21 protein-coding genes are annotated in these 23,212 nt (G+C 49.3%); 10 read left to right on the forward strand and 11 right to left on the reverse strand.

Annotated features, from left to right (window positions below):
* Position 1: 1 nt before the first annotated feature.
* Both B7982_RS11355 and B7982_RS14940 read right to left on the reverse strand, forming a co-directional pair.
* Complete coding sequence (locus B7982_RS11355; protein ID WP_088660846.1) at positions 2–1,216, reverse strand: hypothetical protein; 1,215 nt, start codon at positions 1,214–1,216, stop codon at positions 2–4.
* 82 nt (positions 1,217–1,298) lie between these two features.
* Positions 1,299–2,828 (reverse strand): hypothetical protein, encoded by a 1,530-nt coding sequence (locus B7982_RS14940; RefSeq protein ID WP_158213006.1) that lies wholly within the window; start codon positions 2,826–2,828, stop codon positions 1,299–1,301.
* A gap of 210 nt (positions 2,829–3,038) precedes the next feature.
* On the opposite strand from B7982_RS14940, the gene hisE reads away from it, so the two are divergent.
* From hisE to B7982_RS11410, 10 genes are all read left to right on the forward strand, one after another.
* Positions 3,039–3,299, forward strand: a complete 261-nt coding sequence (hisE, locus tag B7982_RS11365) for a phosphoribosyl-ATP diphosphatase (protein ID WP_014545870.1) — start codon at positions 3,039–3,041, stop codon at positions 3,297–3,299.
* Entirely contained in the window at positions 3,296–4,135 is an 840-nt protein-coding gene (gene hisG, locus B7982_RS11370; protein ID WP_085491666.1) for an ATP phosphoribosyltransferase, read from the forward strand. The genes hisE and hisG overlap by 4 nt, the downstream gene beginning before the upstream one ends.
* Positions 4,136–4,999 (forward strand): EAL and HDOD domain-containing protein, encoded by an 864-nt coding sequence (locus B7982_RS11375; protein WP_088660848.1) that lies wholly within the window; start codon positions 4,136–4,138, stop codon positions 4,997–4,999. It begins immediately after the preceding gene.
* A complete protein-coding gene (gene recR / locus B7982_RS11380; RefSeq protein ID WP_233138519.1) occupies positions 4,954–5,592 on the forward strand; it encodes a recombination mediator RecR in 639 nt (212 codons plus the stop codon). The genes B7982_RS11375 and recR overlap by 46 nt, the downstream gene beginning before the upstream one ends.
* Positions 5,589–6,242 (forward strand): ribosome biogenesis GTP-binding protein YihA/YsxC, encoded by a 654-nt coding sequence (yihA, locus tag B7982_RS11385; protein ID WP_088660850.1) that lies wholly within the window; start codon positions 5,589–5,591, stop codon positions 6,240–6,242. Before recR ends, yihA begins: the two co-directional genes overlap by 4 nt.
* A complete protein-coding gene (locus tag B7982_RS11390) occupies positions 6,223–7,101 on the forward strand; it encodes an ABC transporter permease (protein WP_088660851.1) in 879 nt (292 codons plus the stop codon). The genes yihA and B7982_RS11390 overlap by 20 nt, the downstream gene beginning before the upstream one ends.
* A gap of 3 nt (positions 7,102–7,104) precedes the next feature.
* Positions 7,105–7,938 (forward strand): ABC transporter ATP-binding protein, encoded by an 834-nt coding sequence (locus tag B7982_RS11395; RefSeq protein ID WP_088660852.1) that lies wholly within the window; start codon positions 7,105–7,107, stop codon positions 7,936–7,938.
* An 8-nt stretch (positions 7,939–7,946) separates the two neighbouring features.
* Positions 7,947–8,948: a dihydroorotase gene (gene pyrC, locus B7982_RS11400; protein ID WP_088660853.1), complete on the forward strand. Its 1,002-nt coding sequence runs from the start codon at positions 7,947–7,949 to the stop codon at positions 8,946–8,948.
* Between the two features lie 166 nt (positions 8,949–9,114).
* On the forward strand, positions 9,115–9,732 hold the full coding sequence (locus B7982_RS11405; RefSeq protein WP_014545877.1) for an OmpA family protein: 618 nt from the start codon (positions 9,115–9,117) through the stop codon (positions 9,730–9,732).
* A gap of 167 nt (positions 9,733–9,899) precedes the next feature.
* The gene (locus tag B7982_RS11410; protein WP_088660854.1) at positions 9,900–10,760 is read left to right on the forward strand and encodes a TIGR02452 family protein; all 861 of its coding nucleotides are present in this window, start codon (positions 9,900–9,902) and stop codon (positions 10,758–10,760) included.
* 293 nt (positions 10,761–11,053) lie between these two features.
* On the opposite strand, the gene B7982_RS11420 is transcribed toward B7982_RS11410, so the two are convergent.
* From B7982_RS11420 to B7982_RS11460, 9 genes are all read right to left on the reverse strand, one after another.
* Positions 11,054–13,219, reverse strand: a complete 2,166-nt coding sequence (locus tag B7982_RS11420) for a tetratricopeptide repeat protein (RefSeq protein WP_088660856.1) — start codon at positions 13,217–13,219, stop codon at positions 11,054–11,056.
* Positions 13,220–13,376: 157 nt separating this feature from the next.
* Positions 13,377–13,790, reverse strand: coding sequence for a metallophosphoesterase (locus B7982_RS15225; protein WP_144065958.1), 414 nt, complete (start codon positions 13,788–13,790; stop codon positions 13,377–13,379).
* Positions 13,774–14,937, reverse strand: a complete 1,164-nt coding sequence (locus tag B7982_RS11430; RefSeq protein WP_088660858.1) for a hypothetical protein — start codon at positions 14,935–14,937, stop codon at positions 13,774–13,776. The genes B7982_RS15225 and B7982_RS11430 overlap by 17 nt, the downstream gene beginning before the upstream one ends.
* A gap of 9 nt (positions 14,938–14,946) precedes the next feature.
* A complete protein-coding gene (locus B7982_RS11435; RefSeq protein WP_088660859.1) occupies positions 14,947–16,233 on the reverse strand; it encodes a VWA-like domain-containing protein in 1,287 nt (428 codons plus the stop codon).
* A gap of 33 nt (positions 16,234–16,266) precedes the next feature.
* Positions 16,267–17,337, reverse strand: a complete 1,071-nt coding sequence (locus tag B7982_RS11440) for an AAA family ATPase (RefSeq protein ID WP_088660860.1) — start codon at positions 17,335–17,337, stop codon at positions 16,267–16,269.
* Positions 17,338–17,345: 8 nt separating this feature from the next.
* On the reverse strand, positions 17,346–18,110 hold the full coding sequence (locus B7982_RS11445) for a hypothetical protein (protein ID WP_233138520.1): 765 nt from the start codon (positions 18,108–18,110) through the stop codon (positions 17,346–17,348).
* 166 nt (positions 18,111–18,276) lie between these two features.
* The gene (locus B7982_RS11450; RefSeq protein WP_088660862.1) at positions 18,277–19,290 is read right to left on the reverse strand and encodes a YafY family protein; all 1,014 of its coding nucleotides are present in this window, start codon (positions 19,288–19,290) and stop codon (positions 18,277–18,279) included.
* Between the two features lie 148 nt (positions 19,291–19,438).
* A complete protein-coding gene (gene leuS / locus B7982_RS11455) occupies positions 19,439–22,126 on the reverse strand; it encodes a leucine--tRNA ligase (RefSeq protein ID WP_088660863.1) in 2,688 nt (895 codons plus the stop codon).
* 74 nt (positions 22,127–22,200) lie between these two features.
* Positions 22,201–23,169 (reverse strand): hypothetical protein, encoded by a 969-nt coding sequence (locus B7982_RS11460; protein WP_233138521.1) that lies wholly within the window; start codon positions 23,167–23,169, stop codon positions 22,201–22,203.
* Positions 23,170–23,212: the final 43 nt, after the last annotated feature.

Below are 23,212 nucleotides of genomic sequence, written 5' to 3' on the forward strand. Positions count from 1 at the left end.
ACTATTTCCTGTCCTTCATCCAGTTCGCGATGAACTTCAAGTTGCGCGTAAAGCGCACGTCCATCTCGGCACCGGGCACCACGATAAATTCTGAAAGCCCGTACTTTTCACCCTTGCTACCCCAGTCGTACGTATAACCTAAACGCGTCCAGGGGCGGGCATCCGGTCCAGTGTAGCTCTTCGATGCACGATCATCGAACCAGTTCTTGAACCACATCATGCGTTCCGTAATTTCCGCATCGTTGCTCAGCTCACCTTCAAAAGCGGTGCGCATATCATAAGCCTTTACATCCGGCACATATGCCGGGCGCATCAGGTCTTCCGGCTTTACCCACAAGAACGCCATGTGCGTCGCCTTGGATGTTCTCGGCTCGCCAAACAGCTGCTTGAATCTCAAGTCCCAGTTGCGGATACCTTCCTTATGTTCCTGATACCACAACAAGAGTTCCTTTTCGTTCACGACCCACACAACGCTATCGGACTTGACAAGCTTGCCATCCTTGTACGTTTCCGGGTCCGACGTGAGCGTTACCACGAGGAGTCTAGACTTGCTTTCGTTCCACGTGACCTTGTCGCTGTATTCGTCAATCGTCACGACATTGAACTTTTCTTCTTCAAGCGCTTCGGACGCATCCTTGACGGCATCGGCATAGCGCGCATCCAAAATAGAGTCACGGTTCGCCATCGAAACCTTCTGGCCCTTATTATCGCGGACTTCGCAATACGGGATACTGTCGGTATTCACGGCAACTTCGGCCTTGGCAAACTGTTCCTTCAAGATGTCACCATTATACGAGAAAAGCTTGTCGCCTTCCATAAACGAGATGACCACCTTGCAGAACCCCTTTTCGGGAATCACGACTGACGTCGGGAAGCGATCATTCCCGGCACCCACCGTGTCAAGCGCCATCTTGTTCTCGTTTTCGCCGCAAGTGTAATTGTACTCCGTAAGCGTAGCGACACCAGGCTTCATTTCGCTAAAGAACACGTTTTCCTGTTCGCTGCTAAAGGCGGGTTTTACAATGATGGACTTACCGCCCAAAACCATCGTATGCGGAATACCTTCGCCGCAGTAATAGGCGGGCTGGCGGAACACGCCGATAATCCCGGTTTTACCCTGAAAGTTTTCAGCCTTGGAGACACTATCGCCTCTTGTAAAAGCACATCCCAACAACGAAAGAGCAATTGCGCTCCCCAGTAAACAAACGTTCTTCATCAATTCCTCATTTTGCAAAAGCACCAAGGTTTGGCGTCATAGCCTACAGTAAAAATATAGCTAACTCGATTTTTTTGCCATTTTATTTAGGCAAATTCGCTATGCGTTTTGCAAGCAACTGTCGTCCATCGACATTCAACCGGACAAAGACGGGACCTTTCCACCCAGAAATATCGACAGACGCAAACGATTCAACAAACGAATGCGTACCAACAACGTTTCCGAGAGCATCATAAAAGCGGAGCGTCTTTTGCCCTGCCACAGGGACTTCGACATTCAGGAATCCGCGGGTCAAGAACACGCGCGCACCGCGCACAGCTCTTTGAGCAATCGAAATCGTTCCCGCCGAAGAACTCGAGCTTTCTACAGAAGAGCTAGATGACGAAAGGTCTGGGCACTGGTCCAATGCAGTCATGCGATTTATGGTAAAACACACGCGGTCTGTCCCATCAAAAACAACATTGAAAATTCCTTCGACCGATGTTTTTCCGCCATTATTGACAAATTCAAATTCTGTAAACGAATCCCCTTTTTGATTCAGGACGGTCTTCACTTCGGCACGTTGGTGATCGACGTCTTTATTGGGATTATTCTTGCGAAACACCTTCTCATCGTAATCAAAATACCAGACAAACACACCGTTTTTGCCTTGCTTGCCACTGTAAGACGACTGCCCTAATTTAGAATCAAAGCCTACCGCCGGGCGATATTCAATGACATAGAATTCATTGGGAAAATTCGGATTCGACACCGCATAGGCCTGCATGCCCGAGATATTTTTGAGCTCAAAAATCTTTTTGCTTTTCGAAATTTCCGTAAGATTCATCCAGCCCATCAATTTGCGTTCGAAAGCCGAAAACGTCGGCGGATACCCGCCATTCCCATTGCGGAGCCCAAGCGCCATCACGTCAAAAGGCAAGGGACCAATCGTCGCATAACCATCAGCATTGGAACTGTACAAATCAGCAAGCCCCATAACATGGCTAAATTCATGAATAAAAGCCCCCAACATGGCGACATCCTTTGTACTTGTCGCATTCGGCTTTTTTTCTGCTTTTTGCGATACAAAGGCGTAACTATTAAAGGTATAGCCTTTTTTCGAATAAACGTATCCCAACACTTGTTTCAATTCAAGCATATGGTTCATAAAATTTTTGTTATACTCTTGTGCTTTTTCTTTCGATGTGGGGTGCAAAATGAGGAACGGAATATCGTTTCCGTACAAGTCTGCGCGAGCTTGGAAGTCGCTACGTTCGACCATTGCATCAATGGAAGGCAAAATGAATTTTGTATAGGTATTGTATTCGCTAAAATTTTTGGGAAGCTTTACTGGGTAGATGTCAAATGTCGGCTTAAATAGTCCGGCGGAGCTTTCTATGTAGTAATCGCGAACGCTTCCGTACACTCCATTTTCCTTGAAGCCTTCTTCGTTGAACATCCTTGCGATAAAAGCGGAATCCAACGCCTTGAAATCAGCGGTTTCTACAAGAATCACCGGGAAATAGCGTTCTCCAGAAAAATCATCTACGGAATCTGCCCACGCCAAAGAAGCAGAGAACAAGCAAACACCGAACAATACACACAAAAATGTCGAACACTTAAACCAACTCATATAGAGAATATAAATATAAATTCATTAAAAAGGGGATGCCCCATCAAGTGGGGCATGACAAATCAACTATTTTCCGTCATTTTCGCAGAAAGCGTCAGCCACGGTCCCCGCCCGCATGATATACATTTTTGCGTTCAAAAAGCAGAGCTTCACAAGCGAAGCTAATTAAAATTTTTATCTTTGGGCTTGTAAAACTAAAGAGGTCTAATTATGACGTTTGAAGAAATGTACGCACTGGCCTGCCAGCGCAAGAAAGACATGCCGGAAGGCAAGGGCACCACGGAACTCTTCAAGAAGGGTCCGCACGGCATCGGCAAGAAGCTCGTCGAAGAAGCTGCCGAAAGCTGGATGGCCGCTCGCTTTGAATCGCGCGACGCCCAGTGCCTCGAACTTTCTCAAGTGCTCTACTATGTTGCCGTCATGATGGCAGAAAAAGGTCTCACCCTCGAAGAAGTGTACGCAAAACTATGATTAAGGTAGCTCTCCCGAACAAGGGCATGCTTTTTGAACCGACCCAGGAACTCCTCAAGGCCTGCGGTTACAAGGCATCCAAGCCCTACAAGACTTTGACCCAGATCGATTCCAAGAACGGTATCGAATTCTTCTTCCTCCGTCCGAGCGACATCCCGATGTACGTGGGTCGCGGCATCATCGACGCAGGCATCACAGGCATTGACTTCAACGCCGAAGCCAAGAGCCCGGCTGTAAAGGTTTTGGACCTCCCGTTTGGCGCTTCCAAGCTCTGCGCTGCAGTCCCGAACGAAAGCCCGATCCAGAGCCTCGCTGACCTCAAGGATGCAACGATCGCCACAAGCTTCCCGAACATCGTGGAAGGCTACTACAAGAAGAAGATGGACTTCGTGGTGCTCGAAGGCGCCGTTGAAATCTCCGTGAGCCTCGGTGTTGCAAACGCCATCGTGGACGTTGTCGAAACAGGTACGACGCTCAAGCAGGCCGGCCTCCGCATCATCGGCGAACCGCTTTTCCGCTCTAACGCCGCCATTTTCTGCAACCCGCAGAAGACCGAACTCGAAGAAGTCAACACGCTCATCCGCCGCATCCAGGGCAAGCTCGTCGCCCAGACGTACATGATGATCGAGTACGACTGTCCCTCCGAACTTCTCTCGAAGGCTTGCGAAATGACTCCGGGTCTCGACGCCCCGACGGTGACGAAGCTCCACGGTCGTGAATGGTACTCCGTGAAGGCCATGGTGCCGCGCGAAGAAGCCAACGCCATCATGGACAAGCTCTGGGACGCAGGCGCAAGGAGCATCCTCCTGTTCGGCATCGAAAGCGCACGTATCTAAATGCAATCTCTCGCTTACTTGGCACGTCAACCGATTCTTGACCGCGAGGGCAAAATCTTCGCGTACGAGTTGCTTTTCCGCGACTCGCCAAGTAGCGATACCGCAATAATCGCAAGCGACTTGCAGGCAACAGCCCAGGTGCTCGAGAACATCTTGAACAGCATCGGGCTTACGCGCCTCGTCGGTGAATCCAAGGCGTTCATCAACTGCAGTCGCGAGATTCTTCTCGACAATTTATTCGGACTTTTAAACCCCGACCGCTTCGTCCTCGAGATTCTCGAAGACGTCGCTGTAGACGAGAACCTCATCCGCGCCATTCAGCGCCACAAGTCTTTCGGCTTTGAACTTGCGCTCGATGACTTTATCATGAGCGACGAATACATCCGTCGCTTCGAGCCGCTGTTCGAACTCGTCTCTTACGTCAAGATGGACCTGGTCGATAACTCGCCCGAAGACATCGCAAAAGCGGCGCAGTTTTTCAAAGCAAAGAACATCAAGTTGCTCGCCGAAAAAGTCGAAGACGAACCGACATACAAACGTTGCAAAGACATCGGCTACGATTTCTTCCAGGGGTTCTTTTTTGCAAAGCCCGAAATCGTAACAGGCCAAAAGATTGACGCCACATCGGCCGCCATCCTAGAAATCATCAAGCTCTTGCGCACACGCCCGACGCTCGAAGTCCTCTGCGATGAATTCGACAAGCACCCGGACATTTCGGCGAACCTTTTGCAGTTCGTGAATTCCGACGTGCGCAACAAGCCCGTCATCGAAAGCGTCAAAGGTGCCATCGTCTGGGTGGGCATGAAGCACATCCAAGAATGGCTCACGATCATGCTGTACGCGCATTTGGACTCCCGCTCATGAACGTAGAACCGCAAAGCCTAGAAAACCTGATTTCTGAATTTGCCTCCCTTCCGGGGATTGGCTTAAAGACGGCACGCCGCCTCGCCTACCACATGCTTTCGCGCAAGAAAGGCGATGTCGAACGCTTTGCCGATAGCTTGATGCAGGCCGCCGAAAAGGTCCACCCGTGCCCGCGCTGCCACGCCTTCACCGACGAAGACATCTGCCCCACGTGCAGAGCCCGCGAAGGCGCCAAGTCCATTTGCGTTGTCGAAAAGAATTCAGACATCCTGCCGTTTGAACGTTCATCTGTACACAAAGGTCTTTACTTTGTCCTCGGCGGCGTGATTTCCCCGCTCGACGGCATCGGCCCCGAAGCACTCCACCTGCCGCAACTCGTGGAACGCATCAAAACAGAAAACATCGAAGAACTTGTCCTTGCACTCGGCTCTAGCCCCGAAGCCGACAGTACCGCGCTCATGATCGACCGCATGCTCGCCGGCGTCAACGTCAAGCGCACCCGCCTTGCCCGCGGCATCCCGATGGGCAGCGACCTGGAATTCATCGACGAAGTCACCATGCTTCGCGCATTCGAAGGGAGAGTATCCTTATGAGTATAAAAGAAAAAGTCGTCCACCAGGCCCCTGTCGAAGTTGGCGGTTACACCGTCCGTTCGGCAAAGTTTGTCAAGGCCGCCGTGAACCTCAAGGGTCTCCCCGAAGAACACCTCCCGCAAATTGCCTTCCTCGGACGCTCCAACGTGGGCAAGTCTTCGCTCATGAACACCCTCATGGGCCAGAAAAAACTCGTGAAAATCAGTTCGACCCCCGGAAAAACGCGCGAATTGAATTTTTTCAAAGTCAATGACGAATTTTTTCTTGTAGATTTACCAGGTGTAGGGTTCGCTAAAGTCAACAATGCAAAGCGCGACCAGATGTCCGACTTTATCCGAGAATACGTCGAGAAGTGCAAGGACCTCAAGGGACTTATCTACCTCGTAGATATCCGCCACGGAGGAACCCCCATCGACATCGAGACGGTCGAAAGCATCCGCGCCACGGGCTGCCCCGTGTTGGTTGTTGCGAGCAAGCGTGACAAGGTGAACCAGTCCGAACTCGCCAAGGGGCTCCGCGACATCCAGCAGCGCCTGGACCTCGACCAGAAGCCGCTTTGCGTCAGTTCGCTCAAGAAAACCGGGCTCGACGAACTCTGGACCGAAATCCTAGAGGCAATACATAGCGATAATGGAAAAGACGCGACTTAAAAACTGGCAAAAGATGACCCCTGTCGGGCGATTGTTCCATTCGCTCGGCATATTCATCTTGAAGCGTAGATTCGGGCAACTCATTGCCCTGTTTCTCCGCACAGTAGCGTCCCTTTTCGACAAAAGCCACAATTTCAAGAGTGACTCCCGTAACATCATCTTGCAGACGTTCTTTACCGGCGTCGAAATTTTCCCGTCGCTATTCGCCGTTGCCACTTTGTTCGGAACCGTCGTCATCATCTATCTGTTCTCCCTTATGGGCAGGATGGGTTTTTCAAATGACATCGGCTCCCTCATCGTTGTGATCATCATCCGCGAACTGAGCCCCATCTTCACGGCGTTCCTCATCGCAGGCCGTACAGGTTCCTCGCTGACCACCTACATCGGCAGCATGGTTATCAATTCCGAAGTTGACGCTCTTGCAACCATGGGAATCAACCCCATCCGTTACCTTGTCATGCCTAGCGTGATCGGTGGTACCATAGCGACCATCATCATGAACATCATCTTTAGTGCAAGCGCCATCGGAGCCGGATACCTCGTCACAAAAGGAATCATCTTATTCACCGGCAACGCCCCCAACTTGCAAATCACATGGAACGCCCTCTCGACCGAAATTATCAAGGCGCTCACCATGCCTGACTTTGTCTTTGTCATCGTAAAGCCGCTCCTCTTCGGCATCATTATCACGATCAACGCCTGCTACCAGGCTTTGAACATCAAGCGAGACATCCGCCAAGTCCCCAAGGCAACATCCCGCTCGGTCATCACGTCCTTCCTCTATATTGTTTTTACCGACGCTTTGTTCTTGATGTACTTCGTTCAAGATTACATGCATAACCTTTCATCGATTATTTAAGATATGCTAGACGAAGCCCTCAGACTAGAAGATGTTTACCTCTCGACAAATGAACTTTCGGGAACCATGTTTTCGCTCCCGAGGGCTGTTAGCTATTTCGAGAACATAAAGGCTAGCGAAAGCAACAAGGACAACCAGCTCATCGCAGGGGCAAACCTCACGCTAAAACTCGGCGAGACGATTTGCATCGGCGGCCCTTCCGGCAAAGGCAAGAGCGCCATTCTCCGCATGATTGCAGGGCTTGCACGACCGCTCAAAGGGCACATCTATTACTTTGGCGAATACATCCCATCCGAAAGGCTTGATGCACTCGAAGTCGCAAAGCGCCAAGTGGGTTACGTGCTCCAGAACGCCGCACTGATATCAAACCTGAGAGTTGCAGACAACATCGCACTGCCGCTTCATTACCACAAGATGGGTACCGAAGACGAAATTACCAAAAAAGTCAACATGGCCATGGACTTGATGCGCGTCCGTAACGTGGCAAGCATGTTCCCACACGAACTCAGCGTGGGCATGCAAAAGCGTGTCGCCATCGCAAGGTCGTGGGCCATGGACCCGAAGCTTTTGCTCATGGACGAACCGACCGCAGGGCTTGACAACTACAACCGCAGAAACCTCTTGCCGTTGATTGACAACATGCGAACGATGTTCAAAACGTCCATCATCATCGTCACTCACGACCTCATGATTGCAAAAGAACTGGACTGCAACCTCGTATTCTTGCACCAGAAAAAGCTCACCGAGCCGCACTCTTTTGACTACTGGCTCCATTCGGATAGCGAAATTTCGAAGGACCAGTTCCGCGATCTTCAATCCGTTTCACCCAATACTTAATTACAGTTATGTTCCTTCCATTACCAGACGATTTTCATGCGCACTTGCGCCAAGGCGAACTCATGCCCGGTTACGTCCGCGATCTTGTAGCCCAGTTTGGCCGCGCCATCATCATGCCGAACACAGTTCCCGCGATGACTAGCGCAAAAGCAATCGCCGACTACAAAAAACAGATTCTCGAAGCCGCCGCTCCGGTGCGCCCGGACTTTGAACCGCTCATGACATTCAAGCTGAACCCGAACTACACGGAACAGGACTTGAAGGACATGATGGCCGTAGGCGTTGTCGCAGGCAAGTACTACCCCGCAGGCGTAACGACGAACAGCCAGGACGGCATCAGCGATTTCGAAGCGGTTTTCCCCGTTGTCGCCATGATGGAAAAGCTAGGCCTGGTACTTTGTGTACACGGCGAAGAACCCGGTGAATTCTGCCTGGACCGCGAACCCGCATTCATCAAGCGCGTCGAAACTCTCGCCGAAAAGTTTCCGAAGCTCCGCATCGTGTTCGAGCACTTGAGCAGCGCAAAATCCGTCGAAGCCGTGAAGCGCCTCCCCGCAAACGTCGCCGCCACATTCACGGTACACCACCTGATGATGACCCTCGACGATATCGTCGGCGATGCACTGCGCCCGCACCACTTCTGCAAGCCCTTGCCGAAGCGCCCCGAAGACCGCAAGGCCATCCGCGAAGCCGCCTTCAGCGGAAACCCGAAGTTCTTCCTTGGTACCGATTCCGCCCCGCACCAGCAGGGCAAAAAGGAATGCCCGTGTGGCGCCGCAGGCGTTTACAGCGCACCGGTCGCCATCCCGCTTTTGGTGCAGGAATTTGACCGCGCAGGAGCCCTCGACAAGCTCCCGAACTTCATCGCAGGATTCGGTGCAGACTTTTACCACCTCCCGCGCACAACAAAGCAAATCGAGGTGGTCAAGGAATCGTGGACCGTCCCAGCTGTCGTGAACGGCGTTGTACCGCTCGCTGCCGGACAGACGCTTGAATGGAAGCTGAAATAAAGGCTAAAACCGCATTTTCAACAAAATTCGCAAATTTCATACAAAAATTCGCCGTAAAAGGCGAATTTTTTTTGTACAAATAAAAAAAAATTACCTCTTCCGCTTTTTTTACTTATATTAAAAAGCGATCCAAGGATTATACCACTTTTCAATCGGAGGTTTTATAATGAATCTGGTAAAAACAATTGGTCGTATTCTTCCGGTAGCTCTCTCGCTCTCTGTCCTCGTCGCTTGCGGCGACAAGAAATCTGAAAAGCCCGCTCCGGTCAAGCAGCCGGAACCGGCCAAGGTCGAAGCCCCGGCACCGGAACCAGAACAGCCGGCACCGTTTGACTTCTCCAAGTTCGCAGCAATCAAGAACAATTCCCAGGTTTTCTTGACCACGAATGCCGAAGTCGAAGCATACCTCAACGACGCATTCGCCAAGGTTGAAAACGGCCAGGCCACCTCGATCGAATTCCCGAACGTGAGCAGCCTCTTCGAACTCGCTAGCGCAGAACTCAGCAGCGAAGGCCGCGCCGTCATCGCAACAGTCGGTTCCAAGTTCGCACAGACCAACATCGATGCCGCATCCCTCCTCGTGGAAGGCTACACCTGCGACCTCGGCTCTGTCGCTTACAACGACGAACTTTCTCAGCGCCGTGCTGAAACCGTCAAGGCTGAATTTTCCAAGTACATTCCGGCTTCCAAGATCACTGCCAAGTGGTATGGCAAGCGCATGTTCAAGAAGTTCAAGTACGGTTCCAGAGAAGAATACCGCCGCGTGAACGTCCGCATCCAGTAATTCTTCAAGACGAACAAACTTAAACGTTTGAATGGCCTCCGCAATCGCGGAGGCTTTTTCGTGTATTCAAGATGTTGATTCAAAATGCCGCTCGCAATATGCCGCGGAGCGCACGCTTGACAAATAGCACCGCAAAGACGATATTAAGGAAAATACACTAGGTAATTATGCAAAACAGAATTGACTACAAGAAATTAAACATCGAAGTCTACGAAGACACTGCGGAACGGTGCCGCACAAACGCACGATTGCGAGAATCTATTGAACGCTCTATACGCGAACAGAAATTCACCGGGGAGCGCGAAAACATCATTGTCAAAAACCGCAAGATTTTCACCGAACGCGCCAACATCATCGTCTCACAAAAGCGAACACTCGAAGCAGCCAAAGCTTACGCAAACACAAAAGTCGCAGTCCTCAATTTTGCATCCGCATCGCACCCAGGCGGCGGTGTCACAACAGGCGCAGGCGCCCAAGAAGAAAGCATCTGCAGATGTTCCACATTGCACCAATGCTTCCTGGCACCGAAAATGGAAAAGCAATTCTACGAACCGCATTGGCACCAGAAAAATGCGCTCCATGATGACGACTGCATTTACACACCTGGCGTAACGGTCATCAAGACCGACACATCCGCCCCCGAATTGCTAGACGAATCCGATTGGTACAACGTAGACGTTATCACCTGTGCTGCTCCAAACTTGCGCAATTTTGAGCGCCAAAAAGGATTGTTAGTTGATAAATACGGCTGCGGTTCTATCACCGACAAAGGTCTAAAGCAACTGCACATCAAGAGGCTCCGCCGCATTTTGGATATCGCCATCTCGAATAAAGTCGAAAGCATTATTCTCGGAGCATTCGGCTGCGGGGCATTCATGAACGATCCAAGAATCGTCGCAGACGCCACCGCCGAAGCCATCAAGGATTACCTGCACGCGTTCAAGAATATCGAATTCGCCGTATTCTGCCGACCCGGCTTTGAGCAGAACTACAAGGAGTTCAGTAAATTGCGAGAGATAGGGTTATAATATTGCAACCACGTTTGTTTCCGCTAATGTTCAAAGTCGCAACTTGTGACTTTGGACGGTTCGGTAAATTCATCAAAATGATTTCTTACAAACAAGGATATTTGTTTAGAAAGTTTGCCAGTCGCTTCTACGGAATCCTCAATATGCTTTTTTTCGATATAAAAGCATTTGTACCGAATGTCTAATGAGCGGATGAACGCCATCAAAAACGCTAAGTTCTTTCAAGATTCTCCCCCCACCAAAAAAGCGAGGAACTTCCTCGCCCGTAGATGGACCTGGGTCTTATCGTCGATTCAAAACACAATCTCAGGAGGATCAATCTCTTCTGGTGCACAAGCAGCTCCAGAACGGACACATACGAGATAAAAGCCCGCATAATCCAAGACGCGCTTGCGGTTATATTCAAAGTGGTCGCTCTGGGTTGATCTCTGCATAAACGACGCGTAATCTTCAATAGCCTGGTGAACCTTGTCGAATGTCGGGCGCAAAGCTTTACGCTTGCTTTCCACACGAGGAGTCGGCAACTGGCGAGCTAGATCCAAGGCGACAACCTGAACGGAGTCTAATTCACTCTGCATTGCATCGTATGCCTGACGAGCACTATCGCGAGAAGCAACAGACACCATCGGCTTTTCCGTGCGTTTTTCAGCTTCGCTCAAAGGTTCGATAGCGTTCCGCCAGTCTTCCTTTATGTAGTAGCAGAAGCCAATCACGAGATATGCTTCAGACACGAGGAATGATTCCGGAAAGTTGTTTATAATCCACTTTGCCACTTTCATAGCGTCATCCAGTTTGCGAGCCTTGAGAAAGCACCATGCAATACCGAGCATAGCCTCGTCGAACACCGGAGAATCCTTCTGCACCTGGACATACATCTGAGCAGCCGCAACGATGTCTGGCTTTTCTGCAGAGAAGAATAGGTGACCGAGCTTGACCTTGGCCGCGTCCTGAATATCGCGTTCGGAGTTGTTGGTAACAGGCTGTTCCGTAATAGCGCGGAAACAATTTTCGGCTTCGTCAAACTTGCTCATACGGTTGTAAGCGATACCCATGGTATAGCGAGCGTAGAAATAATTGGCGTTACCCGGAAGAATAGAGGCAAGCAGGTCAATGGATTCCTGATAGTAGCCCTGCTCGAACTTTATCTGGCCTGCAATGTAGTCAGCGTCAGCCTTCGCGTTGCTTTTGCCAAAATTTCGGGCAATGATTTGGTACTTGTCCAAAGCTTCAGTCCATTTACCATCCTTATAGTCGATATTCATCAACTGGAAGTGGAACTTGGCAAGTTGATCGCTCTGCGGATAACGTTTGATAGCGTCTTCATAGATGGACTTCGCAGCCTTGTGCATACGGAGGTTTTCAAAGGACTTTGCCATGTAGAAAGCAGCCTCGTCCGCCAAGCGGAATGATGGGTACTTGGTCTGGATTTTACCAAAAGCGTATGCGGCATCCAAGAACCGACGATTCAAATAGAGATTCATAGCTGCATAGTAGTCGTTTTCAGGCTCAATATTCAAGCGACGATAGCGTTCTTCGCCGATTTTCTCTTCACGGGTATCACCGAAGCGGGTCGTGAGTTTGGCGGCCCACACTAAACCGCGATTTTTCTTGGCCCAAAGGTCATCGTGAGACATTTCGAGGTCGAAAGCGAGATAACGGAAGATGCTCACATCTTTGACGTTCACCGTTGCACCGATGACCGGATTGCCTTCCTTAGTGAAACGGGCTCGAACACCGAGGTGAGGCGAAAGATAATAGGTCAGGGAAAAACTCATTTCGAGGTCGCAACCCTCGCCATCTTCGGTCTTGGAGTGGAATACATCGATGAGCGAAAATTCAGCCTTGAATTCGAGGAGACGGTTAAAACCGCGGTAGAAAAGCGAAAAGTTAAGGTTAGAAGGAATATTGTAAGCATCGGAACGGTCGCCTCCAATGTTCTGGAAAGCAACGCCAATGAGCAAGTCCCCGTACTTCGAAGAAGCAAGCGGGTTCCAGCTCAAGCCCACATCTGCACTGACCGTAAGCTGTTTGCCATCATCGAACTGATTGATGTACAAGAGAGAGAAATCGACACCGAGGGAGAGCAAATGGAAAAGCCTGTAAGCGTAACCGAACTGAGCGGCAATTTCGCCATGGGACAGTCCGCCTTCAACAAAAGCCGCGTTTTCGAAAAGGGAGAAACCCAAAGTGTGCCTGTAGTCGATTGGGTATGTCAAGCTGACGTATTCTTGGCTAGCTTCGCCACCAGTGGTGCTGAAGAATGCAGCGCTGAATTCAAGTTGGTCGGTTTCAGAGATACCAGCGGGGTTCACGAACATCGAGGAGTTACCACCAAATTCGGCAAACCAGTCATTCTGCTGATAGGTATTCGGCGCGTAATTGGACTCAGCAAACAAAGAAGTGCTGGCTACAGCAAGTCCGATAGCGGACACCTTGATGAAACTAGTACGCAACGTCATTTTATCTACGCTTGAAAAACTCTTCAAAAAGCAGCTTCTTCAATATACTTCATTTTGAGAGGGATTTACAAGCGATGGGGCTTTTCCCACAAAAAAACTCAAAAATTTTTATATCAATACTCCTTTTATCCATAGATATACTTTCCCTACGCGACAATTAACGACGCATATTGCAAACATCAAACAACCCGCACAAGAGGCGGTTCAAAAGAAAGCGGAGCTTCGTGCGAAACAACGATGTCGACCGTTTCGGGGAGACCTTCGGTAATATGCGATGGTCCTGCAAAAAGTGAAGGCGTTCAAAATTATGCAAGCCATCGAAAAACAATGGATCGTCGTGATTGCCACGAATCGTGTGTATGCAAATATCATTTTTCTCAAGAGTAGCATGCACCTTGCCATAGGCGACATTCATCGAATTTGGACGACCGAAACCAGCGCCAAAATCACCGACAACCAGGATATCGGCACACGATATCCCACGATTTATCGTATTCCGGACAAGCGCAGATAATTCATCGTGAATATCCCCACAAATCCAAAGTTGTCGTTCACTACCCTTCAATTCCAAGTTCTTCCATAATTTTCTTGGTTATCTGCGAGACCATATACTTGCCCATATGGCTATGCCCTTCCCAAGAATCTAGACAAAGTTGTATCGTTCTTTTTAAATCACCATCGTCCTTAAAATGCAATGGCATACTCAACGGACTAGATGCGTGCTGCATAATTTCGGAGAGAGGAATGTTATCCACAAAATGGCCGACGGGTTCTCGCGGCGAACCATCAACGTTGACACGCTCCCTGAAAGCGTTCTTTGAAGACGCATCCTTGACGATAATAGACTTTTGGTTGAACGCTTTGGCGAGTTTCTGGACATTCTTGAAAAAATCCGGATTGCCGCACATATTGATAAAGACATAGCAATCATCGCCTATCGCAATGGTATAACGCAACTTGAGAGCGATAGCATAGAGCTTGCGGTCCCAATCACGTCGGTACATCAGCGGGACAAAGCCGACATTTTTGCATTCTTCGCAATCTGCATACGTACGAATTTTGCTATAGACACCATCGTTTATATTTTCAATACGGCCTGGGAATTTGCGAACCACCGCACATTCATATTGTTCGAAATAATTTGAGATTTTATCTACAACAGAATCATCAATAACGACAGGCACCTGTTTCTGCGGAGGTTCCTGAACGCAAATCAAATAATGCTTACGCTGATTCAAGTCGTTAACCAACAATTCCTTTTCATGACCTTTATCGTGCAAATCGTCAAGAATGCATTTTGCCAAAGCAAGAAGTTCTCTTGACGAAAGTCCGCTTATTTCAAATGTTGCAGAATGGCTATCGTATATTTCGCCTGATTCTCTGTTAAGCAAATGTCCCTTGAATATACTATCGTTGCTAAAATCGTTGTAATCCAAAAAGACATTATCTCGTTTCTTACCGAAAAGTCGAGCCCAGAAACAGCGATGAAAAATCTGCGTTCGACAAGACTTCAATAAACTCGATACCCCGTGCAATCCTGGCTTGGTCTGCAAATCAGCGGGGCAGACAATCACTCCGCCAAGGAATCCACGCTGTTGCATTCTGTCTTTTGGGTGAATGATTTCGTCAAATTCGTAGGCTTCAGCTGCGCCTATTGCCTTGATTTCTTTGACGACGAACTTTATCGGTCTTAAATCAATTTCTTGTTTGTATCTCATATTGCCTCCTTATTCGCTTTTAGGAATGTATGTAACCCGGTTGCGTTTTAGCTTTTTAATCCACTTGGCGTGTTCATCGTAGTTTGATTTTCCACAGAGCACCCAAAGCACGTCAATGGGGCGTTTGGTGTTGAATTTAGGCGGCGGGGCGCACCCATCGCTAAAGTAGATGAGCCCGTCATATTCGGGATGTGCGCAATAATAATCGGTGGCGGGCTGAAAACTTGTTCCACCGCGACCCATGATTTTTACGGACTTACGAGCCTTTTTTAACGGTTCGGGTTCGCCTTGAATTTTGGAATCAAACTGCAAAACATCTAGTTTTTCGACACCATATTTAAAGAGCCGATTAATCACCGAAAAGAAAAATTGCAAGTTCTTATCCGTAACGGATCCGCTCACGTCAACGGCAATGAGCAAGTTCGTTGAAAGTTCGTAACGGCTACCCATGGCGTCAAAGCCGAAACGCCGATTAGGGCGCATGCGAGTAAGGCGACGCTTGCTAGAAATCACCGACGTCTTGAACAGGCTCAGCATTTTGCGATAATCCATATCGACTTTCTTACTCGCCTTGATAACGCCTTGCAACTTTTTAGAAATTGAGCCCCAATTGTTGCTGGCTTCAGCAACTTCAATAAAGCCGTTTATGTCGCAGCAGGCCGATTCGTTTTCTTCCCAAAGCTCCGAAATTTGCGCATCTAGTTTTTCTTGCACATCCGCGTCGTTTTTTTTCTGATTGTCGCTATTCCCTTGCGTGGCACAAGAAGCGCCGCTGTTCGCGCACGTTTCTCCAAATTCGCTCGATTCGCAAGATTCACCTTCGCCCTGCGCTGCCTCGCTGACATCGTTCGGAATCCCGCGGCCATCCGATGGAGCAAAAGGCATAACTGTATCCTTGAGCAAACTGTAATACTCTTCAAAGCACAAAGCACTAGGTAAATTCATTTCTGCGCCGCTCATCTGTTTTTTGACAACTGGCGGAACTTCATAGACATCGTTGATTGTGACGTTGCTCGCCCGCGTAAGTATCGATTTCATTGCAAACGGAGGTTGTCGCTGATACGGGTGTTTGAGTAAAATGCGAAACATTTCGACTTTCAAAAATTCCGCCAGCACTATATCTGTAACGTTATCCAAAAGTTTCGGAGCAAATTCGATCGTTCTATTTCCGGTTCGCATCGCCACAACAAGCGAATCATTCTCGTAAAATTCATGGCTACAGTACACCGCAAATAAAAGTGGCTCTGTCAAGAACCACCGTTCACCAATTTTCTTTATTCTATCCAGTACAGTCATAGATTTAAATTACCTGTTCGGCGCATTTCTGCCTTAAATCGACTTGATAAATTCTGTAATTTTCTTATAAAGTTTTTGGCAATGCATAATGGCGAACGTCATCGTTGACGGGTACAGCGAAGACGAATACAAGTTTGCGAAATGTGCCTGCGCCTCGCGGAATTTTTCGACCGAAAGAAACTCAAAATAAGCGGCAAAATTCGTAGCCACCATTTCAGTATCTTTCTCGTCGTAGTTTTTCGTTTCGATAAAACGGAAGAGCGATTCGTTAACGGCAGCAAGTTCCGGCGTAGAACATTTTTTAAGTGCAGTCTTTTGCTTCGCGAAATCACCAAGCAAAATTTCTTTTGCGCTAGGTAAGCGTTTCTGGTTGATTGTCGCAAAGAACTTTGTTGCGGCAGGCATACCGATGATTCCCGCAATAATCGTTTTCAAAAGCGAAGAGACCTCGTTCGTCTGCAAAATCTTCGAGACACGTTCCCACCCACGACGGTCAGGAGATTTTTCAAGTCCTTGATCTTCGCGAGTAAACGCAGCACCATCGAGCATTTCTGGATTTTCAGAAATGAAATCAATCACGCGGCTGTCCAAGCCCGCCTTCGATGCCCACAACAGCCATTCTTGCGCAGTGGGCCTAAATTCGTAAATGTTAAAACGGCTCACAAGTGCCGGATCCAAATCCGTCAACTGGTATTCTTCGCCATCATTCACCGCGCTAATCACACGCGAGCCCTCAGGCAATTTGCGCCCCGCAAGCGTGCGGGTCAGCGTCAAGTCCATGATGGTCTGCAACACTTCCGGGCGAGCGCGATTCAGCTCATCCAAAAACAACACCACCGGCTTGCCATCCGTCGGGAACCAATACGGCGGCATAAACAAAGTCTTACCCGTTGCCTCGTCAAGTCGCGGGAGGCCAATCAAATCGCCCGGATCACTCATCTGCCCCAAGAACAGAATCACCACGCGCTCGCCACGCGATGTAAAGAACTTCTCCAGGATTTGCGACTTGCCAATTCCGTGCTTGCCCGTGAGCATTATATTTTGCGATGCGGGAGTTGCCTCCAGCAAGCTTTCCAATTCTCGTACATTTATACGTACAGACATACAAACCTCTACAGTTTTAAAATTCCCTTTGTCATTGAGATATCCACCGGAAACGGAAGCGTTTCAAGCAGGCTTTCAACGCTTTTAATCACCTCGGGTATTGCAGGAATTCTTTTGGTAAAATTTTTATCGTTCAGCGAAATTTCAACCATTCGCTTTTCGCCCAATTCAATCTGGAGCAAAAAAAATTTACCCCTATCCGCCAAATTCCATTCGTAACCCAATTGTGACATCATCTGCGCAACGCACGTTTTCAGGCTTAATCTTGATATTTCCTTAAGCTTTGCTTTCTTCTCAAATTCAACTTTTTCGTTTTCAAGTGCCGCAAGATGCGCAGGGAAATTATCGATAAATTCCTTTATATTCGTCATGGTCTGCGACAAGTCGCAAGTATCAACCCGATGAGAAAAGGAGTCGATTCCATCGGTTTTAAAATGCACATAATACAACGAATCCGCCGAAACGAATTCAATAGACGAATTTGCCGCACTCAGCTCAGCAACGACCCTGATGCCACATATTTTATCGCCCTGCTGGAACATATCCCGCTGGAGCGCATCACCTTGACTTTTGCCCGACCTCACTACATTGCACTTGCATCCTGGATAGCAACTTTTCATCACATTGTACGCACAAAGGACCTCCCCTTCGGAAGGGGCGCACCCACGCTCTCCAGGAACAAGAAGCCCGCAAACCAGCTTTTCCCAATACTTGCGGGCAACCGGTTCAAAGCATTCCTTTTTAAAAATCCTACTAATCATATCATTACCCACGCATAATATAGAACCCGCATACGTCAAATATCGACGCATAGGAAACAAAATTATGCACATATATCAATATATGCATAATTATTATCGTAAAACAAGGGGATTTTGTAAAAGGATTGTACTATTTTTTTTCTACAACCCTAATTTTTCATTAAACCGGTTAAACGGCTTACGCGTAAATTGAGCGCAAATACTCCCCGTATTCCTTGAGGCGAGTTTGCAGCGAGGCCGGCTTTATGACGCGGGCGGCAGTCGAGAATGACACGACCCAGTTCACCAAAAGCTGGTTCACATCAGCTTTCATTTTCACTAGGATTTTGCCATTTTTGGCTAGTCTCATATGCATCGTTCGGTTGAACTTGTTTTCCATAAGATAAAGGCTAGCGTTCATTTCAAATTCAATTTCAACATCCTCAGGATGGGGTTCCTGCTCGCTCATGAACGCAGCCCCCGACGAGACCTGTCGACGCAACTTTTCCAGAACTTTCGGATTTTCCACAAACGTTTCCTTGGAGAGTTGCACCTTGACCATTCGCCGGAATTTGAGCGTATAGGTGGCGTCCTTGACTTTTTCAGATTCGCAGCCCACGTAAATTTCGTTCTGATAAACGATAATCATCAAGGGAATGCGGGTCGACTTCTTGTAAGCGGAGGCTGTCCTGTAAAACACGTCAATTTTACGGTGGTCGTGAATCGCCTGGAGAATCGTCCGCATTTTTTCGCTAGCATCTTCTTCGAAGTCCGGCGGAGTCCCCATGAAAATGATTTTCGAGTTCAGCTCCTCGCCGAGATGGCGGAGCGATTTCTGTTCGCGGCCCGGCAAGCTTTTTTCGATGCGCTCCAGAAGTTGCGAAATAATTTCACTCGTGGCAGGGTAAATATTCGCGATGCGTTTGAGGAACACGAAATGGAGCATCGTGTTTTCAAAATTCGGGAACAGGAGCCTTTCGGCATTGCGAAGTGCAGAGGTGTAATACGACGTACGGCCAACAGTATCAACTGCGATGTAGCGGCCACCATCCATCTCCGAAAGGAAGCGCATATCGCGTTGCACATTGCGGCGTTCACTCTCAGGAATTTCGAACGAAGTCATCAAATCGCTGATGGTAAATTTCTTTTCTGGATTAGAAATCACTTTCGCAAAAAGTTGCACAGTTCTTTCGCCGCGAGTCATGTCCGCCATAAAAACTCCTGAAGATGTTCTATTTAAAAATATAATCAAATACGACAAATGCGGACGCATACAAAAAGACCGCAGCGGCGAGGCTACGGTCTGAAATTTTTATGGGTCCTATCGCATCCTTACGGACGCTCCAGGATGACAGCGGGTTTTACTTCACCACGATGTTCACGAGCTTGCCCGGAACCACGATGGACTTCACAACGGTCTTGCCTGCCATAAACTCTTTCATACGTTCGTTGTCAAGTGCGAGTTTTTCGAGGGCGGCCTTGTCCAAGTCCTTGGCGACAGATGCCTTGGCGCGGACCTTGCCGTTCACTTGGAACACGACTTCCACGGTGTTTTCCACAGCCTTGGAGTGGTCGGCTTCCGGCCAGGCGACGTTCGTGAGCGAGCCTTCGTGACCGAGTATGCTCCACATTTCTTCGGCGATATGCGGGGCAAACGGGTGCAAGAGCTTGACGAACGTTTCGCACGGTTCGCGGTAGCGCTTGTCCATCTTCATCATTTCGTTGTTGAAGATCATCAGCTGGCTAATCGCGGTGTTGAAGCTCATGTTTTCAATGTCGTTCGTGACCTTGATAACGCTCTGGTGCATCACCTTTTCGATAGCTTCCGGAGCGGCTTCGTCAACGAAGACCGGGGCTTCATCGCTGTCGCCGACAACAGAACGCCAGGCGCGGCCGAGGAAGCGGTTCATGCCTTCGATGCCCTTGGTCTGCCACGGCTTCACGGCGTCGAGCGGGCCCATGAACATTTCATACAAGCGAAGGCTATCTGCACCGTAATCGCGGACAACGTCATCCGGGTTCACGACGTTCTTGAGGGACTTACTCATCTTAGCCACAATCTGCTTGAGTTCGATGTCCGTACCCTTCTTGAAGTACTTGCCGTTCTTTTCTTCGACTTCGTCAGTCGGGACCTTGGAACCAGCGGCATCTTCGTATGCAAAGGCAAGAATCATGCCCTGGTTGAAGAGCTTCTGGAACGGTTCGTCGGTAGAGACGAGGCCGAGATCGAACAAAACCTTGTGCCAGAAACGGCTGTAGAGCAAGTGAAGCACGGCGTGTTCGGCACCACCCACATAGAGGTCAACCGGCATCCAGTACTTTTCAAGTTCCTTTGCCACAAATGCGTCACCGTTGCAAGCGTCGATGTAGCGGAGGTAATACCAGCACGAACCGGCCCACTGCGGCATGGTGTTCGTTTCACGAATACCCTTGCGGCCGTTCTTATCGACGACCTGGAGCCATTCGGTGGCGTTCGCGAGCGGAGACTGACCGCCGTCACCCGGCTTGTAATCCTTGAGTTCCGGCAAAAGAACCGGAAGTTCGGAATCGTCGACGGTAGAGATTTCGCCATCTTCCCAGTGGATAATCGGGAACGGTTCACCCCAGTAGCGCTGACGGCTGAAGAGCCAGTCGCGAAGTTTGTAGTTCACCGTGGCCTTACCGATCTTGTTGGCTTCGAGCCATTCGATGACCTTGGCGATACCCTGCTTCTTGTTGAGACCGTTCAGGCAGAGCGTTGCATTTTCGCTGTTGATGTAGGTGCCGTCGGCAGCCCAACAGGCTTCACCCTTGAGCACGAGCGGTTTTACATCTTCGGGGCAGCTTGCATCCGGTTCCATGATGCAGATCACCGGGAGGTTGAACTTCTTTGCAAAGTCAAAGTCGCGAGTATCGTGAGCCGGCACAGCCATGATAGCGCCAGTGCCATAGCCCGTCAAAACGTAGTCAGCAACCCACACCGGAATCTTCGTGCCGGTGAGCGGGTTTACGGCGTAAGAACCAGTGAACACACCAGTCTTTTCCTTGGCGAGTTCCGTACGGTCTAGATCGCTCTTGAGAGCGGCGGCATGCACGTATTCTTCCACGGCGGCCTTCTGTTCGGCAGTCGTGAGTTCCGGCACCATAGCGTGTTCCGGAGCAACGACCATGTAGGTTGCACCGAACAGCGTATCGCAACGGGTCGTGTAAACGCGGAGCTTCTTTTCGGTCGGCTTGCCTTCAGCATCGGCAATAGCAAAATCAACTTCGGCACCGTAGCTCTTGCCGATCCAGTTCTTCTGCATGTCTTTGACGCCCTGTGGCCAGTCGAGCTTGTCGAGGCCCTTCAGCAGGCGGTCGCCATACAGCGGAATGCGCATGAGCCACTGCTTCAGGTTACGGCGTTCCACTTCCTTGGTGCCGCACTTTTCGTGAGAACCGTCGTTCAAAACTTCTTCGTTAGCGCAGACAATCTTGCAGTGCTTGCACCACCACACCTGAGCATCGGCGTAATAAGCGAGGCGTTTGCCGTCGCGGTACTTGCGAACTTCGTCCTTACCCTTGGCTTCTACATCGGCCGGGATCGGGAGTTCTTCAATCGGGCGGCCCTTCTGCTGGTCTTCATCGAACCAGGTGCCATAAAGGCGCTTGAAAATCCACTGCGTCCACTTGTAATACTTCGGGTCGGTGGTGTTGACTTCCTTGTTCCAGTCGTAAGAGAGGCCGAGGCGCTTGATCTGACGGCGGAAATTGTCGCAGTTCTTCTTGGTCGTGATGGCCGGGTGCGTACCGGTCTGGATGGCGTACTGTTCAGCGGGGAGGCCGAAAGCGTCCCACCCCATCGGGTGGAGCACATTGAAACCGCGGCTGCGCTTGTAGCGGCAAATGATATCCGTTGCAGTGTAACCTTCCGGGTGGCCCACATGGAGACCAGCACCACTCGGGTACGGGAACATATCCAAGCAGTAATACTTCGGCTTGGACTTGTCTTCGCCAGTCTTAAACGTCTGATGTTCTTCCCAGTAGGCTTGCCACTTGGTTTCGATTTCTTGCGGATTATACTTTGCCATTATTTATTCCTCTAACGCCGCGACGGAACCGCCACGACCTCATTAAATTTTCGAGGCAAAATTTAGAAAATTATCTAGAAGGATTCACATTCTTCCCAGTCGTTCTGCTCATTGAACCTGTAGCATTTCGTGCCATCAGACATTTCCACAGAACAAGTATCGCCGACAACGGTATCCTCTTTTTGGCAATTAGCGATTATTTGAGCCTTATCCGTGAGCGAAAGTGAAGCTTCTCTCCAAGCACCATTCCCAACATACGTGTAAGAATACTGGGAGCATCCTACACCTACAAAACATTCTTCCTTAGTGCACACATCACCAACAGCAACACCCGTCGTATCACAGGTTATTCTCCGGTCTCTTAAAATCCACAGCCCTTTTTCGCACCTATAATACTTTGTTTGTCCAACATAATGGAATCTAGGATTATTCGCCCCCACCCAAGCAGAATCTACCTTGCCTTCTTCTTCGGCAGAGCACGTCAACTCAGACAAACTATGGTATTCCTCATATCCAATTTGCACCCACTGATTGTTAGTGCACTTGTAATATAAGTTGCCTGGCCAGTGCGTATTAAAAAAGGCATAAAGTTCCTTGCGGCCTTCATTTTCGGCATTGCATTTTACTTCTTGCCATCCATTTTCTGCATAGGTATAAAGAGAAATTTCAGCATGGTCCAAAATCGAAAACGTTTCTTCGATTTTAGGGCCATAGGCTTCGAGCAAACAAAAATACTCCGTCTTCACGCCGTCAAACGCAGCAATACTAACAGCATCATGTTGTTCTCTACATTTTTCATTCAACTTTTCCAACGACGGGCGTTCAATTTCTTGAACTGAACTACTCGAAGCCACATTGCTAGAAGACTCAGGGCTTGAAACAGCCTCGCTGCTAGAAGATACTGGACCTGAGCCTGTTTCACTACTAGAAGCCACGCTACTCGAAGATTCTACAGCCGACGATCCAGCCGCCACGGGCATCGGATTACTCCCAGCATCGTCGCTGCATGCCGCGAACGGCAAAACCGAAATAGACGCTAGCATTGCTAGCACTGAAGCATAATTCCTATTGAACATAAGACCTCCC

Origin of the sequence: Fibrobacter sp. UWB2, assembly GCF_002210425.1 — a bacterium.
In the GTDB taxonomy this organism is placed as follows: Bacteria; Fibrobacterota; Fibrobacteria; order Fibrobacterales; family Fibrobacteraceae; genus Fibrobacter; species Fibrobacter elongatus.

Coding starts and splice junctions, on each gene's coding strand:
- B7982_RS11460 (WP_233138521.1), bottom strand. CDS start 23,169: ATGCTAGCGTCTATTTCGGTTTTGCCGTTCGCGGCATGCAGCGACGAT.
- B7982_RS11420 (WP_088660856.1), bottom strand. CDS start 13,219: ATGACGTTGCGTACTAGTTTCATCAAGGTGTCCGCTATCGGACTTGCT.
- hisE (WP_014545870.1), top strand. CDS start 3,039: ATGACGTTTGAAGAAATGTACGCACTGGCCTGCCAGCGCAAGAAAGAC.
- yihA (WP_088660850.1), top strand. CDS start 5,589: ATGAGTATAAAAGAAAAAGTCGTCCACCAGGCCCCTGTCGAAGTTGGC.
- B7982_RS11430 (WP_088660858.1), bottom strand. CDS start 14,937: ATGAGATACAAACAAGAAATTGATTTAAGACCGATAAAGTTCGTCGTC.
- B7982_RS11375 (WP_088660848.1), top strand. CDS start 4,136: ATGCAATCTCTCGCTTACTTGGCACGTCAACCGATTCTTGACCGCGAG.
- B7982_RS11355 (WP_088660846.1), bottom strand. CDS start 1,216: ATGAAGAACGTTTGTTTACTGGGGAGCGCAATTGCTCTTTCGTTGTTG.
- B7982_RS11395 (WP_088660852.1), top strand. CDS start 7,105: ATGCTAGACGAAGCCCTCAGACTAGAAGATGTTTACCTCTCGACAAAT.
- pyrC (WP_088660853.1), top strand. CDS start 7,947: ATGTTCCTTCCATTACCAGACGATTTTCATGCGCACTTGCGCCAAGGC.
- hisG (WP_085491666.1), top strand. CDS start 3,296: ATGATTAAGGTAGCTCTCCCGAACAAGGGCATGCTTTTTGAACCGACC.
- leuS (WP_088660863.1), bottom strand. CDS start 22,126: ATGGCAAAGTATAATCCGCAAGAAATCGAAACCAAGTGGCAAGCCTAC.
- B7982_RS11410 (WP_088660854.1), top strand. CDS start 9,900: ATGCAAAACAGAATTGACTACAAGAAATTAAACATCGAAGTCTACGAA.
- B7982_RS14940 (WP_158213006.1), bottom strand. CDS start 2,828: ATGAGTTGGTTTAAGTGTTCGACATTTTTGTGTGTATTGTTCGGTGTT.
- B7982_RS11405 (WP_014545877.1), top strand. CDS start 9,115: ATGAATCTGGTAAAAACAATTGGTCGTATTCTTCCGGTAGCTCTCTCG.
- B7982_RS11435 (WP_088660859.1), bottom strand. CDS start 16,233: ATGACTGTACTGGATAGAATAAAGAAAATTGGTGAACGGTGGTTCTTG.
- recR (WP_233138519.1), top strand. CDS start 4,954: ATGGCTCACGATCATGCTGTACGCGCATTTGGACTCCCGCTCATGAAC.
- B7982_RS11390 (WP_088660851.1), top strand. CDS start 6,223: ATGGAAAAGACGCGACTTAAAAACTGGCAAAAGATGACCCCTGTCGGG.
- B7982_RS11440 (WP_088660860.1), bottom strand. CDS start 17,337: ATGTCTGTACGTATAAATGTACGAGAATTGGAAAGCTTGCTGGAGGCA.
- B7982_RS11450 (WP_088660862.1), bottom strand. CDS start 19,290: ATGGCGGACATGACTCGCGGCGAAAGAACTGTGCAACTTTTTGCGAAA.